The organism is Pantoea sp. R13S299, assembly GCF_048515925.1.
Taxonomy (GTDB): Bacteria; Pseudomonadota; Gammaproteobacteria; order Enterobacterales; family Enterobacteriaceae; genus Pantoea.
In genome coordinates this window covers 614923-631053 of sequence record NZ_JBLYEF010000002.1, presented here as the reverse complement: position 1 = coordinate 631053, position 16131 = coordinate 614923, and the positions used below count along the sequence as shown (strand labels likewise).

Annotated in this window: 14 protein-coding genes; 8 read left to right on the top strand and 6 right to left on the bottom strand. The window is 52.3% G+C overall.

Going from position 1 to position 16131, the window contains the following annotated elements; translation table 11 throughout:
• Window positions 1–212: 212 nt before the first annotated feature.
• From ACN1CO_RS13795 to ACN1CO_RS13785, 3 genes are all read right to left on the bottom strand, one after another.
• Window positions 213–500, bottom strand: a complete 288-nt coding sequence (locus ACN1CO_RS13795) for a type II toxin-antitoxin system RelE family toxin (RefSeq protein WP_419139397.1) — start codon at window positions 498–500, stop codon at window positions 213–215.
• Entirely contained in the window at window positions 497–748 is a 252-nt protein-coding gene (locus tag ACN1CO_RS13790; RefSeq protein ID WP_419139396.1) for a type II toxin-antitoxin system Phd/YefM family antitoxin, read from the bottom strand. Before ACN1CO_RS13790 ends, ACN1CO_RS13795 begins: the two co-directional genes overlap by 4 nt.
• 160 nt (window positions 749–908) lie before the next feature.
• Window positions 909–1577 carry a MarC family NAAT transporter gene (locus ACN1CO_RS13785; protein WP_419139395.1) on the bottom strand — a complete coding sequence of 223 codons (669 nt, stop codon included), beginning with the start codon at window positions 1575–1577 and terminating at the stop codon, window positions 909–911.
• 834 nt (window positions 1578–2411) lie between these two features.
• Here ACN1CO_RS13785 and ACN1CO_RS13780 point away from each other — a divergent pair.
• The 3 genes from ACN1CO_RS13780 (at window position 2412) to yahO (ending at window position 4278) form a co-directional block, all read left to right on the top strand.
• The gene (locus ACN1CO_RS13780) at window positions 2412–2738 is read left to right on the top strand and encodes a DUF3302 domain-containing protein (RefSeq protein ID WP_419139515.1); all 327 of its coding nucleotides are present in this window, start codon (window positions 2412–2414) and stop codon (window positions 2736–2738) included.
• Window position 2739: 1 nt separating this feature from the next.
• Window positions 2740–3876: an HlyD family secretion protein gene (locus ACN1CO_RS13775; protein ID WP_419139394.1), complete on the top strand. Its 1137-nt coding sequence runs from the start codon at window positions 2740–2742 to the stop codon at window positions 3874–3876.
• Between the two features lie 132 nt (window positions 3877–4008).
• Window positions 4009–4278 (top strand): DUF1471 family periplasmic protein YahO, encoded by a 270-nt coding sequence (gene yahO, locus ACN1CO_RS13770; RefSeq protein ID WP_419139393.1) that lies wholly within the window; start codon window positions 4009–4011, stop codon window positions 4276–4278.
• Between the two features lie 182 nt (window positions 4279–4460).
• On the opposite strand, the gene ACN1CO_RS13765 is transcribed toward yahO, so the two are convergent.
• On the bottom strand, window positions 4461–5411 hold the full coding sequence (locus ACN1CO_RS13765; protein ID WP_419139392.1) for a sulfonate ABC transporter substrate-binding protein: 951 nt from the start codon (window positions 5409–5411) through the stop codon (window positions 4461–4463).
• A gap of 95 nt (window positions 5412–5506) precedes the next feature.
• Window positions 5507–7396 (bottom strand): aliphatic sulfonate ABC transporter substrate-binding protein, encoded by a 1890-nt coding sequence (locus ACN1CO_RS13760; protein WP_419139391.1) that lies wholly within the window; start codon window positions 7394–7396, stop codon window positions 5507–5509.
• Window positions 7397–7670: 274 nt separating this feature from the next.
• Here ACN1CO_RS13760 and ssuD point away from each other — a divergent pair, with 274 nt between their 5' ends.
• The 5 genes from ssuD to ACN1CO_RS13735 all read left to right on the top strand — a co-directional run bounded on the left by ssuD (window position 7671) and on the right by ACN1CO_RS13735 (window position 14692).
• Window positions 7671–8843 (top strand): FMNH2-dependent alkanesulfonate monooxygenase, encoded by a 1173-nt coding sequence (gene ssuD / locus ACN1CO_RS13755; RefSeq protein ID WP_419139390.1) that lies wholly within the window; start codon window positions 7671–7673, stop codon window positions 8841–8843.
• Between the two features lie 27 nt (window positions 8844–8870).
• Window positions 8871–10283: an FAD/NAD(P)-binding protein gene (locus ACN1CO_RS13750; protein WP_419139389.1), complete on the top strand. Its 1413-nt coding sequence runs from the start codon at window positions 8871–8873 to the stop codon at window positions 10281–10283.
• Between the two features lie 69 nt (window positions 10284–10352).
• The gene (locus ACN1CO_RS13745) at window positions 10353–11765 is read left to right on the top strand and encodes an LLM class flavin-dependent oxidoreductase (RefSeq protein WP_419139388.1); all 1413 of its coding nucleotides are present in this window, start codon (window positions 10353–10355) and stop codon (window positions 11763–11765) included.
• A 262-nt stretch (window positions 11766–12027) separates the two neighbouring features.
• The gene (locus tag ACN1CO_RS13740; protein ID WP_419139387.1) at window positions 12028–13488 is read left to right on the top strand and encodes an MFS transporter; all 1461 of its coding nucleotides are present in this window, start codon (window positions 12028–12030) and stop codon (window positions 13486–13488) included.
• A complete protein-coding gene (locus ACN1CO_RS13735; RefSeq protein WP_419139386.1) occupies window positions 13481–14692 on the top strand; it encodes a monooxygenase in 1212 nt (403 codons plus the stop codon). Before ACN1CO_RS13740 ends, ACN1CO_RS13735 begins: the two co-directional genes overlap by 8 nt.
• 141 nt (window positions 14693–14833) lie before the next feature.
• Here the strand turns inward: ACN1CO_RS13735 and ACN1CO_RS13730 are convergent, their stop codons facing one another.
• Window positions 14834–15304 carry an SgcJ/EcaC family oxidoreductase gene (locus ACN1CO_RS13730; RefSeq protein WP_419139385.1) on the bottom strand — a complete coding sequence of 157 codons (471 nt, stop codon included), beginning with the start codon at window positions 15302–15304 and terminating at the stop codon, window positions 14834–14836.
• Between the last annotated feature and the right edge of the window lie 827 nt (window positions 15305–16131).

The following is a 16131-nucleotide window of genomic DNA, read 5'->3' as shown; positions in this document are numbered from 1 at the left end:
ACATCATGTAACTCTATGAAATATAAGCGCCGCTTCGCTAAAACCCCGTTTATCTCCCCCGCCGTTTTGCTTCTTTGCACCCTGCTTCAGGTCACCATGCTTATTGCCTGAGAGGGATTAGCGAGGCCGCTGGCGTTTGCCTATTTCTTGTCCTGCGACCAGGTTGCGCTGCCTGATGGGCTGAGGCAGACCGGTGGAAGTGGATGGCTTCACTACCGCATCCTGTCACTGGCAAGATGATAAACATCGTTGCGCTCACGCTTACCGACTGCCACAACGGCAATCACCAGCTGATCGTCTATCACCTGATAAACCAGGCGAAACCCGGATGCTCTGAGTTTGATTTTATAACAGTCTTTAATGCCACGAAGTTTTGCCGAGGGGATATGTGGATTGTCACAACATTTCTTCAGCTTTTTAGCAAATTGCTGCTGGAGAGTTTTGTCCAGCTTCTGCCACTCTTTAAAAGCCTCTTCCCTGAATTTGACGGTATAACTCACAAAAGCGCATCCAGATCGACATCCAGCAGACGCTGGTTGCTGCGTTCGTGGACCAGTTTAACCAGTTCCTGATCGTCGAGGGCATCAAGCATTTGCTCATAAAGCTCAGCCGGGACGCAATAGAATGCAGGCTGGTTGCGGTTGAGAATAGCAACAGGATAACCTTCCCCTGCATTCACAGTGGCCATAGGGTTTTTCTTCAGCTCGCTAACGCTGGCGCTGGTATCGCTTAAAATGATGTGTGGCATAACGCCTCCAGGACTGCTTAACAGGTCTTTATAGTAGCAGTCCGAAGACCTGATAACCAGTCTCTGAAGTAGATCAGGTCTGACTGCTATGCTTCTGTCTGATGGAGGTCCGAATAATGAAAATCCAGGCGTTTCTCTCTAAGGTCTGATTGTGAAAAACTTAACGAGGATAAGTCGAAAAGATCTCCAGAATGCCATTAATAACAAACTGAACGCCCATGCAGACTAACAAAAACCCCATCAGACGCGATATTGCGTCTATGCCACTGTTCCCCAGCATCCGCATTATGGCTCCCGCACTCCGCAGACAGATCCAGGTAATCAGGCTGACAACCAAAAAAATAAGCGGTGGTGCCACAGTGATAACCCACTCCGGGAAATTAACACCATGCTTTAACGTCGATGCGGAGCTGATGACCATAGCTATCGTACCAGGTCCGGCAGTACCTGGCATGGCAAGTGGGATGAAAGCGATGCTCGTATCATGTTTACTCACGGCTTCTTCCGACTGACCTTCATCGCCAGCCAGAGCATTCTGCTGGGCTGCAGGAAAAAGCATCCTGAAACCAATGTAAGCCACTATCAGTCCCCCGGCGATGCGTAATCCCGGTATAGAGATACCGAACGTTCTCATAACCAGCTTACCTCCGTACCATGCGACTAAAAGAATGATGAACACGCACAGTGAGGTCTGCATCGATACACGATTTCGCTCGACATAGCTGAAACGACTGCCAAGGGCTAAAAAGAGAACGACAGTAGTTAAAGGGTTAGCAAGAGGAAGCAGCACGACCAGGCCTAAACCCACCGCCTTTATCAGTTCAAACATATTATTATCCTGCGTTTGATGAACATAAGGTAATCAGCCATTCGGGCTACCAGAAAAGATCAAAAAGCGCTGTTGTCACTAAATAGCTGTTGCATGCCGGTGTAAATTCGAGCGTCGATCCCCTGAATCTAAAATATCAATCCACCAATGCGTAGTTTGACAAAAGAAATAATCCAGCCATAAGGCCATTTTTTATTGTTCTAAGTAAAACCGATATCCGATTTATGATCCGATACCTTACTGGTCTTTAGATGAACGGCGGACCGAACATTATTTATTTAACGCTGGATATAAAAAACAGACATTCTATAAATCAGTGCCTTGCCGTCAATGACTTCATCCCGGATGAAGATGGTTTTTTGATTTGATATCTAACCATTAATGATTTAATTAATGAATCCAGGGTGAATAAGATGGCGTATGCATCAAAAATTACCGGATCGAAAATTCAGTAACAGCGCAGGAGCGCGAAGTGAAGTAAGTATAAATATTTTTTCTCAAAGTCAGGCTGATAAAGATAAAATTGTGATCCAAACGTCAAAGTTTATAAATTATTTTAAATCAAGTCGTTAGATGAAATAACCTATTGAGCAATGTAAGACAAACAGATAACTACAGCCATGAATTAGAAATGTAATAAAAAGCCAAAAATCATCAGTAATCAATAAGATCAACCAGCAGGATGCTCAGGGTTAAGGCAGGAATTTTCTCGAATTCATATTTTTCAGGTAATGTCACGGTTCGGGGGTTGTATCCGTTTTTATCTATTACAAATTGACACATCCCTGGCATCGATCTATTTTTAAAACGCATTCCATTGTGGCAGAGGCAACTATGTTCCTTAATTATTTTGCTTTGGGTATGCTGATTTTAGTTTTCATCATTATTTTTTATGGAATTATCGTTCTTCACGATATTCCCTATTTAATTGCGAAATCCCGTAACCATCCTCATGCCGATGCCATTCACGTCGCGGGTTGGGTCAGTCTTTTTACGTTGCACGTCATATGGCCATTCCTGTGGATATGGGCCACGCTTTATCGTCCGGAACGCGGCTGGGGTATGCAGAATCAGCACGCTTCATTACTGGAATTGCAGCAGCGGGTAGCCGAGCTGGAGCGTATGCAGGCTGAGTCAAAAGCGCTGCGACCGGAGCGATGATATGGATCTGCTCATTATATTAAGTTACGTTGCGATAGCCTGGGCTGTTTTTAAAATATTCCGAATCCCCGTCAATAAATGGACCGTGCCAACGGCTGCTCTCGGGGGGATTTTTTTAGTCAGCGCACTTATTCTGCTGATGAACTATAACCATCCCTATACATCGCTCGCACAAAAAGCGGTTGTCGCGATCCCTGTTACCCCACAGGTTACTGGTGTCGTCATTGACGTGACGGATAAGAAAGAAGTGCTGATTAAAAAGGGAGACATGTTATTCACCCTTGATCAGACGCGATATAAAGTCCGGGTTGAACGGCTACAGGCCGACCTTGCCACCGCTATCAACGCAATCGAAGCGATGAAGGGACAATTAAATGAAGCCGTTGCCTACACAACCCATGTCACTGCGGAGCGGGATAGATTATTTCAGGACTATCAGCGCTATTTAAAAGGCAGTAAGGCGAAAGTTAACCCTTTCTCAGAACGTGATATTGATAATGCCCGACAGGCCTTTCTCGCTCAGGACGCCCTGGTAAAAGGCTCTCTGGCGGAACAGGATCAGCTCCGAAGCCAGTTAAACAGTGTATCAGGAGGTGAACAATCTCAGATCGCCAGTCTGAGAGCGCAGCTTGCCGAAGCCCGATATAATCTGGAGCAGACCGTTGTCCGCGCACCCAGTGATGGTTATGCCACGCAGGTATTAATCCGCCCCGGAAGTTACGCAGCTGCCCTGCCACTTCGCCCGGTCATGATATTCATCCCGGCACAAAAACGTCAGATTATTGCGCAGTTCAGGCAAAACTCCCTGCTTCGTCTGGCGGAGGGGGATGAGGCTGAAGTTGTGTTTAATGCTCTGCCGGGGCAGGTATTTTCAGGAAAGCTACTCAAAGTTCTGCCTGTAGTTCCTGGCGGAGCTTTTCAGGCCCAGGGAACGATTCAGTCACTGAGTCTGGCTTCAGCGTCAGATGGCGTTTTAGCGGTTATAGAGTTAGCTCCAGATAAAGATGTCGATGCATTGCCAGACGGCATTTTTGCTCAGGTGGCTGTCTATTCTGACCACTTCACCCATGTTTCGGTCATGCGTAAGATTTTACTAAGAATGACCAGCTGGATTCATTATCTGTATTTAGATCATTGATTAAATGAATGAACTGGTCAGCGTAAAGCAGGATGGAGAATAAGCTTTAAAATGGAGGGTTATATTGCCTGTTATTTTTTAAATGTAGTCATGAATGCCATTCATCTTTTACAACATTTCGAGGATACTCATATGAAAAAGTTAATTTTTGGTGTGGTTATTTGCTCTCTATCGTTTGGCTCATTTGCTGCCGAGATGATGTCAAAGAATGATTTTATGAAAGTAAAAGACCACTATGAAAAAATCGGTGATATCTCGACATCAGGTGAGACAAGCCCATCGGATGCAAAAGCGGAGTTGTCAAAAATGGCAGATGAAAAAGGCGGTGACGTGTTTGTACTGACTTCCGCCAATACAAATAATAAAATTAAAGGCACGGCTGATGTGTATAAGAAAAAGTAGCGCAGCTTTCTCTCTGAAACAGAAAATGTAGTGCTGGATTATTTTACGATATCTTCTGAATCCTGCTCTTAATGCAGGTTTCCTGATGCCCTTTACTGATGTAGAGGGCATCTCTTACAAAGCTGGCAGAGTTTTAAACAGTACTCTGTTTCTTTATAGCAGTGATCAGGCGCCTGAAGCCCTTATTTCTTATCCTGCGACCAGGTTGCGCTGCGAATATCGACCTTCAACGGCAACAGACCAATCCGGGTAAAGGTATCTGCCAGTGCCTGCTGCTGGGTGAAGACTTCAGGCGTCATCCGCTCTGCCCCAAACGGCATTCTCGCCAGCGCGCGCTGCCAGATGGGCTGAGGCAGACCGGTTGAGGTGGACATGATTTTCGCCGCCTCTTCCTGATGCTGATTGGCCCAGGTGCTGAGTGAACCCAGTTCATCGACTACCTGGCTGGCAATCTGCGGATAGGTTTCTGCAAACTTACGGCTGGCAAGATAGAAGGTGTAGTGCGGCACCAGTCCTTCCGCGTTTTTAATCAGTCGGGCGTGGGCGTTGGTTTCAACTTCTGCGTAATAAGGATCCCAGATAACCCATGCATCGACCGCTCCGCGCTGAAAAGCGGCACGCGCATCAGCAGGCGGCAGATAGACAGGTGTAATGTCCTTGTAGCTCAGTCCTGCCTGCTCCAGAGCGGTGACCAGCAGATAGTTAACATCAGAGCCTTTATTCAGCGCCACTCTTTTGCCTTTGAGATCCGCCACGCTTTTAATCGGGGAATCTGCAGGCACCACAATCGCTTCGGTTTTCGGATTAGCCGGAGAGTGTGCCAGATAAACCAGGTCGGCCTGTGCGGCCTGGGCAAACGTTGGGGGAGCATCGCCGGTGGCGGCCAGATCGATACTGCCGATGTTTAACCCCTCCAGCATCTGTGGTCCAGCCGGAAACTCAATCCAGTGAACCGCAATCCCCTGCTTCTTAAATTCCTGATCCAGCGTGCCGCGATATTTCAGCAGCGCGAAGATATTGGCTTTCTGAAAGCCGATATTCACCGTTTCGGGTTTCTCTGCTGCGGCCTGGGTGTTGAACGCTAAGCCTGCCTGGGCGGCAATAATCAATGCGCTAAGTAAAACTTTTTTCATCTCTCATTCCAGAGTCTGTTTGTTGTCAGCGCAACATAACAAACGCAGGATGAAGCGCTTAGCGAGGAAATGTTCGATGCTTAGCTATAAAAACACTATGGATGCCAGACCGATTCGCGTACCCGAATAGCGCGGTTAAATAACCCCAGTGCGTAAAAGCGGTCAGCGATGGTCTGCTGTTCCCGGATGATGGCTAAGTTCATCCGCTGGGTCTGATGACTGCGTCGGGCCAGGGCGTGCATCAGTGAGGTCGCAGAGATACCCAGTTCGGTGGAGAGCAGCCCGGCCGCTTCCGCGCGATGCGCATCAATGTAGCGGCCGGTCTGCTCCAGCGCGGTGAGCAGTATCTGAAGCAGGTCACCGGAGTGCGCCGCAAATCCGCGTTCAGCAAGGTAAAACTGATGATTATGGACCCGGCCGGTGCCATCCGCGATGACACGAAACTGTCCGCTGTTCTCGGCATCGCTGAGTAGCGGGTCCCACATCATCCAGGCATCGACTGCGTGAAGATCGCTGGGCGTCAGCGGATACTTTGGCGGTGCATAGACGATACGGACATCATCCAGCGCCAGGCCTGCTTCATCCAGAATCTGCAGCAGCAGATAGTGGACGTTGGAACCGCGATTCACAGCAATGCGTTTGCCTCTGAGATCGCCAATGTGCTGAACCGGGCTGTTTTTCGGCACCAGCAGCGCCACGCTTTGCGGGGCGGCGGGTTCCCAGGCGACGTATACCATCGGGCTGTTACTGGCCTGCGCAAACAACGGTGGAACTTCACCGGTGGTCCCGAAATCGATTTCCTGATGGCTCAGTGCATGCAGAAGCTGCGGCCCCGCAGGAAACTCGCTCCACAGCACGCTGACGCCCCGATCGGCCAGCTGTTGCTCCAGTGACTGACGCGCTTTCAGGATGCCGAGATTGCCAAATTTCTGATAACCAATGCGCAGTTCCCGCTCCCGTTGTGGCGGCTGATCCTGAGAAGGGTCGCGCTGACGCAGTGAGGTGCGACGCGGTTTTATTATGCCCAGATGACCCAGTTGGGTGCGCAGCGTATGCCGGCTGATCCCAAGTAACGCGGCCGCCTGTAGCTGATTGCCCTGTGTGAGTTCCAGCGCATTCTTCACCAGTGCGGCGATCACTTTGGGATAGAGCGGCGTCTCACTCTGCTGCATCTGCTGACGCAAAAACTGGTCGAGCGCCTCTTCTCCGGGGGGGAGATCGCTGCCAGCAATGGCGCTCAGCCGAAGCTGTTGCGGCGTGACCAGCGAGCTCTTGCTGAGCAGCACCGCATTATGCAGCGTGTTCTCCAGTTCACGGATGTTGCCCGGCCAGCTGTAGTCCATCAGCGTGGCGACAGCCTCTTCACTCAGGCGTAACTGAGGACGTCCCAGACGTCGCGCATAGAGCTGCAGAAAATGGCTGGCCAGCACCGGAATATCTTCGCAGCGCTGGCGCAGCGGCGGCAGTGTGACGCTGGCCACATTGAGCCGGTAGTAGAGGTCTTCCCGGAACCGCCGTTCCCGAATTGCTACTGCCAGGTCCCGGTTGGTGGCCGCAATGACCCGCACGTTAACCTTCACCGCTTTGGACGACCCCACGCGCGTAATCTCACGCTCCTGTAAAACACGCAGCAGTTTCACCTGCAGCGACGGACTCAGCTCACCCACCTCATCCAGCAGCAGCGTGCCGCCCTCTGCTGCTTCAAACCAGCCGCGATGGCGATCCTGTGCGCCGGTAAAGGCCCCTTTCTCATGTCCAAACAGCTCCGACTCCGCCAGGCTCTCGGTGAGCGCACCGCAGTTAACGGCCAGAAAAGGCTGCCGGCTGCGCGCACTGTGATTATGCAGGTAGCGCGCCATCACCTCCTTGCCCGTGCCGGTTTCACCGATGATCAACACGGTGGCATCGGTAGGCGCGAGCTGATCCAGCACGTCTTTAAAGGCGCGTGATGCAGGGTCAATTAATTCAGGGCTGGAAATCTGCATCTCATTTACCGGGTTAACAGAGGAGCCATGACCATAACGCGCGACAGCCGGAGAAACGAGAGGCAGCATGGGCTGGTTTGTTGCCAATGCAGCAGGCTGCAACTTCAGCTGCTGCAAATACAGCAATAAGACGCAGAGGGTATTCCTGTTATCTTTATGTAAATAAAGGAAAATAATAAAACTGCGCGCTGGCACGCTTCCTGCTAACAGCTATATAACCAAAGAATTTATCCGTATGTAATAAATTCAAATATCGTTATAAAGGAATCTGCTAATGAGCCAAGCGACACAGGAAAACCTCAACCTCTTCTGGTTTCTGCCTACCCACGGCGACGGGCGTTATCTGGGGACGACCGAAGGCGGCAGAGCGGTCGATTTACCCTATTTACAGCAGGTTGCGCTGGCAGCAGATAATCTGGGCTACTACGGTGTGTTAATCCCGACCGGTAAAAGTTGTGAGGATTCCTGGCTGGTTGCCTCTGCACTGGCACCGATCACCAAAAAGCTACGCTATCTGGTGGCTGTTCGTCCCGGTCTGCAACCGCCGAGCCTGGCGGCGCGTATGGCGGCGACGCTGGATCGTCTCTCTGGAGGACGGTTGCTGATCAACGTGGTGACGGGTGGCGATCCGGTGGAGAATAAAGGTGACGGCATCTTCCTGAGTCATGAAGAGCGCTATAAGGTGACCAGAGAGTTTCTTGAGGTTTACTCCCGCCTGCTCAAAGGTGAGAAGGTAGACTTTGAAGGCGAACATATTCGCGTGGAAGGCGCTGAGATCCTTTTCCCGCCGGTGCAGGAAGATGGCCCACCGCTCTACTTTGGTGGCTCGTCTGAGGCCGCTATCGACGTTGCGGCGAACCAGATCGACACCTATCTGACATGGGGCGAGCCGGTTGAGCAGGTGGCGGAGAAGCTGGCAGTGGTGCGTCAGCGGGCGAAGGAGAACGGCCGTACTCTCTCTTACGGCATCCGGCTGCATGTCATCGTACGTGAAACCGAAGAGGAAGCCTGGGCGGCTGCGGATCGGCTGATTTCTCATCTGGATGAAGAGACCATCGCCGCCGCGCAGAAGATCTTTGCCCGCATGGACTCCGCCGGTCAGGCGCGAATGAGCGCGCTGCATCAGGGCTCGCGAGAGAGCCTGCGCATCGGCCCAAATCTTTGGGCGGGTGTTGGCCTGGTGCGCGGCGGTGCAGGAACGGCGCTGGTCGGTAATCCACAGCAGGTTGCCGATCGCATCCGGGAGTATCAGGCACTGGGGATCGAAAATTTCATTTTCTCCGGCTATCCGCACCTTGAAGAGGCGCATCGCTTTGCTGAGCTGGTGATGCCGCTGTTGCCGCTGGCTGCCAATGCTGAAAAGAAACAGCGCAGCGTCAACACCGGTCCGTTTGGTGAAACCATTGGCGGTGACCGTCGTCCTGCTAAACAGGCCAGCGCCAGTTAGTCAGTTAACCGAAGAGAAGGCTTGCTTATGTCACAACAGCAGATTGTCATTATTGGCGGGGGATTCACCGGCACCGCGCTGGCGATCCACCTGGCCCGATCTGGCCTCGCGGAATTGCACGTGACGGTGATTGAACCCCGCGCGCAGCTTGCTCAGGGCGTGGCATATGGCACCACCGATCCAGCTCACCGCATCAATGTACCGGCCGCCAGAATGCAGCTTGCGGGTGATGAAGAAGGGGCATTTGATCGCGACTATCGCGCCTCTCCTGCTTTTAACAACGACCCGGAGGCGCTATGGCATGACGGCAATGTCTACCCGCAACGTGGTGAGTTCGGTCGCTGGGTCAATGCGCAGTTTGCGTATCTGCAGCAGCACTCACCGGTAAAACTCAGTCATCTGTGCGACAGTGCAGTTGCCTTCAGAGAGGGTGTGGTGACCACGGCTTCAGGGCAGCAGATTCGTGCCGATCAGGTGGTGCTCGCAATCAGTCATCCTCCTCCGGCGCTGCCTGCGCTGCTGAAGGCCATAGAGGGACATCCGGGCCTGATAGCCAATCCCTGGCAGCGCGACGCGCTGGCACAGGTGGCTCCTGACGACAGGGTCGCGATTATCGGTTCAGGACTGACGATGTCTGACGTGGTGGCCTCGCTGCATCGCCAGCAGCATCGCGGAAAAATTACCGTCTTTTCCCGGCGTGGCCAGCTGCCGCGTGCAAATCTGAGTGGCAGTTTTGAGAACTACACGCTGGATTACGCTCAGCCGCAGCCCGCTACTGCGCGCGGCTGGGTATGTCGGGTGCGTCAGGAGGTAAAAAAGGCGGCGGCGATGAATCTGCCCTGGCAACTGGTGCTGGATGATATCCGTCGTAACGGTCAGCAAATCTGGCAGAGCCTGTCGCTGCATGAGCAGAGGCGTTTTCTGCAGCATCTTCGCCCCTGGTGGGATGTTCACCGCTACCGGATTGCACCACAGGTCAGTCAGGTTCTCTCTCAGCAGCAGGCCAGCGGTCAGCTGTCGCTGCTGGCGGCGCGGCTGATTGCCGCGGATGCGGTGGGAAATACTCTCCGGCTGACGCTGCGCCTGCGTGGCGCGCAATCGCAAATGCTGGAGGTGGATAAAGTGATTGTCACCACCGGGCCAGCGCATAACGCACTGCTTAACAGCGACGTGCTACTGCGCCAGCTCCATGGCGATGGCGTCATTCAGCCTGACCCGCTGGCGTTGGGCATTCACGTCAACGCGCTGTCACAGACGGTGAATGCGCAGGGTAATGCGAATTCTCATCTCTATGTGGCCGGACCGGCTGCGCGGGGGCGCTTTGGCGAACTCATGGGATTACCGCAGGTAGCGGAACATGCTGAGTCCGTTGCACGACAGCTCCTCGCCGCCCCGCCGCTGCCCTTCAGCGAGCGATGTCCAGACTCACTGACGTACTAAATCCCCGATCTTAAAACACATTATTAATAGTGGGCGGCAAGCGATTGCCGCATCCGCTCAGGAGTCGCTATGTCATCGCAACGTGAAATTCGCCTGAATGCTTTCGATATGAACTGTGTCGGTCATCAGTCACCCGGTTTATGGGCGCATCCCCGGGATCGTTCCTGGCAGTACAAAGACCTGGAGTACTGGACCGACTTAGCGCGTCTGCTTGAGCGTGGCAAGTTTGACGGGCTGTTTATTGCTGATGTGCTGGGTGTCTACGACGTGCTCAACGGCAATAACCATGCAGCCATCCGTCAGGCTACACAGGTGCCGGTAAACGATCCGCTGGCGTTAATTACGCCGATGGCCATGGTGACAGAACATCTGGGCTTTGGCCTGACCGCCTCGCTGTCGTTTGAACATCCCTACCCGTTTGCCCGGCGGATGTCGACCTTGGATCATCTGACCAAAGGCCGCATTGGCTGGAACATTGTGACCTCTTATCTGGAAAGCGGCGCACGTAATATCGGGCATCAGGCGCAGACCGATCACGATGCGCGCTATGACTATGCCGATGAGTATCTTCAGGTTGTCTATAAGCTGCTGGAGGGCAGCTGGGAAGATGGCGCGGTCCTGCGCGATCGGGAGCGTCATATTTTCAGCGATCCGAATAAAATCCATCCAATTAACCATCAGGGCACGTTTTTCCAGGTGCCGGGTATTCATCTCTGCGAGCCGTCACCGCAGCGCACGCCGGTGCTTTACCAGGCGGGCGCCTCCAGCCGCGGCAAAGCGTTTGCGGCGGAACATGCTGAATGCGTGTTCGTGGCAGCACCATCGAAAGTACTGCTGAAGAAAACCGTAGCGGATATTCGACGCAGGGCCGCTGAAGCGGGACGCGATCCCCGTTCCATACTGATCTTCAATCTTCAGACGGTGATTGTGGGTGAAACCGACCTGGCGGCGCAGGCGAAATGGCAGGAGTACAAACGCTATGTCAGTTACGAAGGCGCGCTGGCGCTGATTTCGGGCTGGACTGGTATCGATTTCGGGCAGTATCAGCCGGAACAGGTACTGAAGCATCTGCATACCAACGCGATTCAGTCGGCGGTCGAAACCTTCTCCACGGCCGATCCCAACCGTCAGTGGACGGTGCAGGGCCTGGCCGACTGGGTGGGCATCGGCGGATTTGGTCCGCTGCTGGTGGGCAGTGCGGAAACCGTAGCCGATGAGTTGCAGAGCTGGGTTGAAGAGACCGACGTTGACGGGTTTAACCTTGCCTACGCCGTGACGCATGAAACCTTTACCGACGTGGTGGAACTGCTGGTGCCGGAACTGCAAAAACGCGGCGTCTACAAGCAGGGTTATCAGCCTGGTACGCTGCGTGAGAAGTTGTTCGGGCAGGGACCGCGACTGGCATTGCCGCATCCGGGAGCCGGATATCGCCATAACGCTGACGCAGAAACTCGGGTAAATAGCACTGAAATATCAGGATGAAATCTTCCGTTTAATAGTCTCAGTTATCGCTTTACGGATTTATTAACGGCTGAAGAAGCGCACCGGTTTCAGGTCAGTAAAAGAGAAATACTTTAATCCGTACCGGATGAATCCAGCAATTCATCCGGCTTCTGTCGTGGCCGGTTTTTCTTATTAACTTATTGAATATATTGAAATAGTTATCATTATTTGTTGGTTGTTAACTGTGCCGTAAATGCCTATAAAACCCTCGTTACCTGCTGAATATAATAACGAGGATACGATGAGTACATTAGAGATTGACAACACCCTGACCGCCCCGCCGCCACACTCCACGCCGGTTCGTTCGGTGAGTGATGTGGCCCGGCTGATCAACAGTCATACTGAGAAAAACAGCTACGCCCGCTGGATTGTTTTCCTGGCGCTGGGCGGTGTGTTCCTGGATGCCTATGATCTCACCACGCTCTCCTATGGTATTGATGATGTGGTGAAAGAGTTCGGCTTAACTCCGGTGCTGACCGGACTGGTGACCTCTTCGATTATGATTGGCACCATCGTGGGTAATCTGGTCGGCGGCTGGCTGACCGATAAATATGGCCGCTACTCGGTGTTTATGGCGGACATGCTGTTCTTTGTTGTTTCAGCCATTGCTGCGGGCCTGGCACCTAATGTCTGGGTGTTGATTGGGGCCCGCTTTCTGATGGGAATCGGGGTAGGGATCGATCTGCCGGTTGCCATGGCCTATCTGGCGGAGTTCTCTAAGTTCTCCGGCAAGGGAAACAAAGCTTCGCGTCTCGCGGCCTGGTGCCCGATGTGGTACGCCGCGTCGTCTGCCTGTTTCTTTATTATTTTTGCGCTCTATTTCCTGCTGCCAGCCGAACACATCGACTGGTTATGGCGCGCGTCGCTGCTGTTTGGCGCGGTACCGGCCCTGCTGATTATTGCGGTGCGCAGTAAGTTTATGAATGAGTCACCGCTTTGGGCGGCGAATCAGGGTGACCTGAGCGGTGCCGTGCGGATCCTGCGAGACTCGTACGGCATTATTGCGCATGAGGAGCATCCTGTTAAAACCGTTGCTGTGCAAGCGGCACCGAAAGTGAGTTTCCGTGTCCTGTTTCAGAAGCCTTACCTTGAACGCACCATCGTCAGCGCGGTGATGAACGTGTGTATCGCATTTGAGTACACCGCCATCGCATTCTTCCTGCCCTCTATTCTTGCGCAGTTTCTGGGCGCTGGCGTGTTCGAAACCATCTCGGCCTCGCTGGGTCTGAATGCACTGTTTGCCTTTACTGGCGGTCTGCTGGGGATGCGTCTGGCATGGAAGTTTCCCTCCCGCCATGTGGCGATTGCGGGTTTTGCGCTGCAGTTTATCGCCCTGATCTCGCTGGCGCTGATCGGTCATCCGCAGGCGACTATCGGCGTGGTATTTGCCGTACTGATGCTGGGACTCTGGCTCTTCGCCGAAGGATTTGGACCTGGCGCGCAGTTGATGATCTATCCGGCACTCTCCTATCCAACCCACATTCGCGCAACCGGCGTCGGCTTCAGTCGCTCGCTCTCCGGCATTGGAAGTGCGCTTGCGTTGTTCATTCTGCCGATTCTGCAGGCCAGTTACGGCACCAATATGTTCTGGATCGTCTCTCTTGCGGCCCTTATTCCGATTATCTTCCTGTTGATTATCCGGTTTGAACCGACTCAACAGGACATCGATGAACATCCCGAATCAGGAGAAGATCATGTCTGAATTAAGTCGCACTGAGTTTGCTGCACTGTCTGCCCACTTCCGGCCGCTGTTTGCCCGCATCGCTGAGGATGCCGCCGCGCGTGAAGTCGATCGCACTCTGCTGCATGAGCCGATCCGCTGGCTGAAAGAGGCGAGATTCGGCACCCTGCGTATTCCCAAAGAGGAAGGCGGTTTTGGCGCCTCGCTGCCGCAGCTTTTTTCCCTGCTGACCGCGCTGGCTGAGGCGGACTCAAATCTGCCACAGGCGCTGCGCGCGCACTTCGCTTTTATTGAGGATCGCCTGAACCAGCCAGAGAGTGAAGAGCGGCGGCGCTGGTTCCGCCGTTTCGTGGATGGCGAGCTGGTGGGCAGCGGCTGGAGCGAAATCGGTACGGTTAAGCTGGGTGAGGTCAACACCCAGGTATCACCGGCAGAGGGAGAGTGGCAGATCAGCGGTGAGAAGTTTTACAGCACCGGCACGCTCTATGCCGACTGGATCGATGTCTATGCAAAACGCACCGATAATGGCCGCGACGTGATTGCCCTGGTGAATACTCACCAGAAAAAAGTGGAACGCGAGGATGACTGGGATGGCTTCGGGCAGCGGCTGACCGGTAGCGGTACTACGCGCTTTAAACATGCCCGCGTGGAGCAGCCGCACGTTTATGATTTCAGTGAGCGCTTCCGCTATCAGACTGCATTTTATCAGCATGTGTTATTAGCGACGCTGGCGGGTATAGGTCGGGCAGTAGTGCGCGATGCATCACAGGGTGTGGCGCAGCGCAAACGGGTCTACAGCCACGGCAATGCGCCTCAGGTGAAGCAGGATGTGCAGGTGCTGCAGGTAGTCGGGCAAATCAGCAGCTGGATATGGGCAGTCGAAGCCGCCGTTGATCGCGCGACCCACTCATTGCAACGGGCGTATGAACTGCAACTGAACGGTGCGGCTGAAGCAGAGCTTCACGCGGCGAACGTGGACGCAGAAGTGGAGTCCGCCCGGGCGCAGGTGGTTGCGGTTGAGTTAGTCACACGTGCCGCCACGGAGTTCTTTAATGCGCTTGGCGCGTCCGATACCCGCGTCAGCAAGGCGCTGGATCGTCACTGGCGCAACGCGCGGACGGTGTCATCGCATAACCCGGTAATCTACAAAATCCGCAATGTGGGCGACTGGGAGGTAAACGGCAATGACCCGACATTTATCTGGCAGATCGGCAATGGCGATTAAGCATATTGAGGGAGAATGAAATTACGTCAGAAAATAAAAATCCGACAGGAATAAGCGCCTTTATTCAAAAATTCTGCCGCGCCTGAATGTAAAAAACCAGCTTCGTAATGCGAAGCTGGTTTTTATCCTGCCATACTAGTTTTAAGGCTGGCTTACAGGTTCTGGCATGGCTGAAGAGTGGTGAGTGGAAATTTTCCAGCCCTTACCATCCCAGACATAGGTGAAGGTATAACGTGCTGTGACGTGCGAATTATCTTTGAAGGTGAAAGTATAAACGCCGGTATCAATCGCTTTATTACAGCCAATTCGAATAGTGCGGGAATCGATTTTACCGCTCGGGCCTTTTTTCAGGAAGTCATTGAAGTAATCAATGCGTTCCTGATCGGTCAGACGTACCTGATTTGAAATTGTTGGCAGTAAGACGGCATCGCTGACATATAACTCAGAGACTTTTGTCGCATCGCCGGTTGCCAGAGAGTTATTCCAGGTATTAAACAGGCTGGCGACATCCTGTTCAGATGCTTTAACACAGGTCACAGGCTGTTGAGCCAGCGTAATAGCCGGTGCACATGACAGGCCTAAAAGGCACAGCGACAATAAAGTTTTTTTCATGAGATATCCTCTTTTTACCCTGGTGATGACAGCGTTCTGTGACTTAACTCAGGCGCAGTCATAAAAAATTTTAATAACGCATCAGGAAGAAATTCCCGTTGCTTTGCCAGACGTTAATTTTCGACGATAAATTAATTATCAGTCTTATTTGATGAATAATCTGGCATAAAACATCAAGGTTGCTTTTCATTTTCAGGCTGAAAGATAGCGGATAGCCGCTATTGACGGGTATTTAAATCTTTGCGAAGCCCATATTTAGTTTTTTATTCTGGCTTTAGATGCAGGCATGCCTCTGAATAGCGTGAATGATATGTATTAACAGGATGATTACAGAGATGGCATTGTGATGTTCCGTTGCGAAAATTTAGCAAATGAGGTGCTCTCGAACGTGTTTTCTAAACAGAAATTTCATTTGGGAGCATTTAATTATCTATAAATTAAATTCGCTGATTATATAATGAAGTTTTTAATCTTCAGTACTCTGTTAATTGCAGTTCACGCTTTTGATTTTCGTCATACTCGACGTCTGGAAATGCTGACTTAATTAAAGTTCTGTTTATCAGCTTACGATTTCACTAAATCGTTATTCAGACTTCCCTTCTTTTATTCACCTTATATATTACCAGCAAAAGTCGTTTCGTTATCAACACCTCCAGGGTTGATGTCCCGGTTGTCTCCCCGCCCTACCCATTTGAGTCTGTCCATCAGATCAAAGCCTGGCTGGATCCAGTACAGGATCTTAACTTCGTATAATTGTTCTTATACGAAGTCATGACACAGTCAGGCTTCCGGGTTAAGATGGGTAGCAGAAAAGTCTGTCCTGAAAA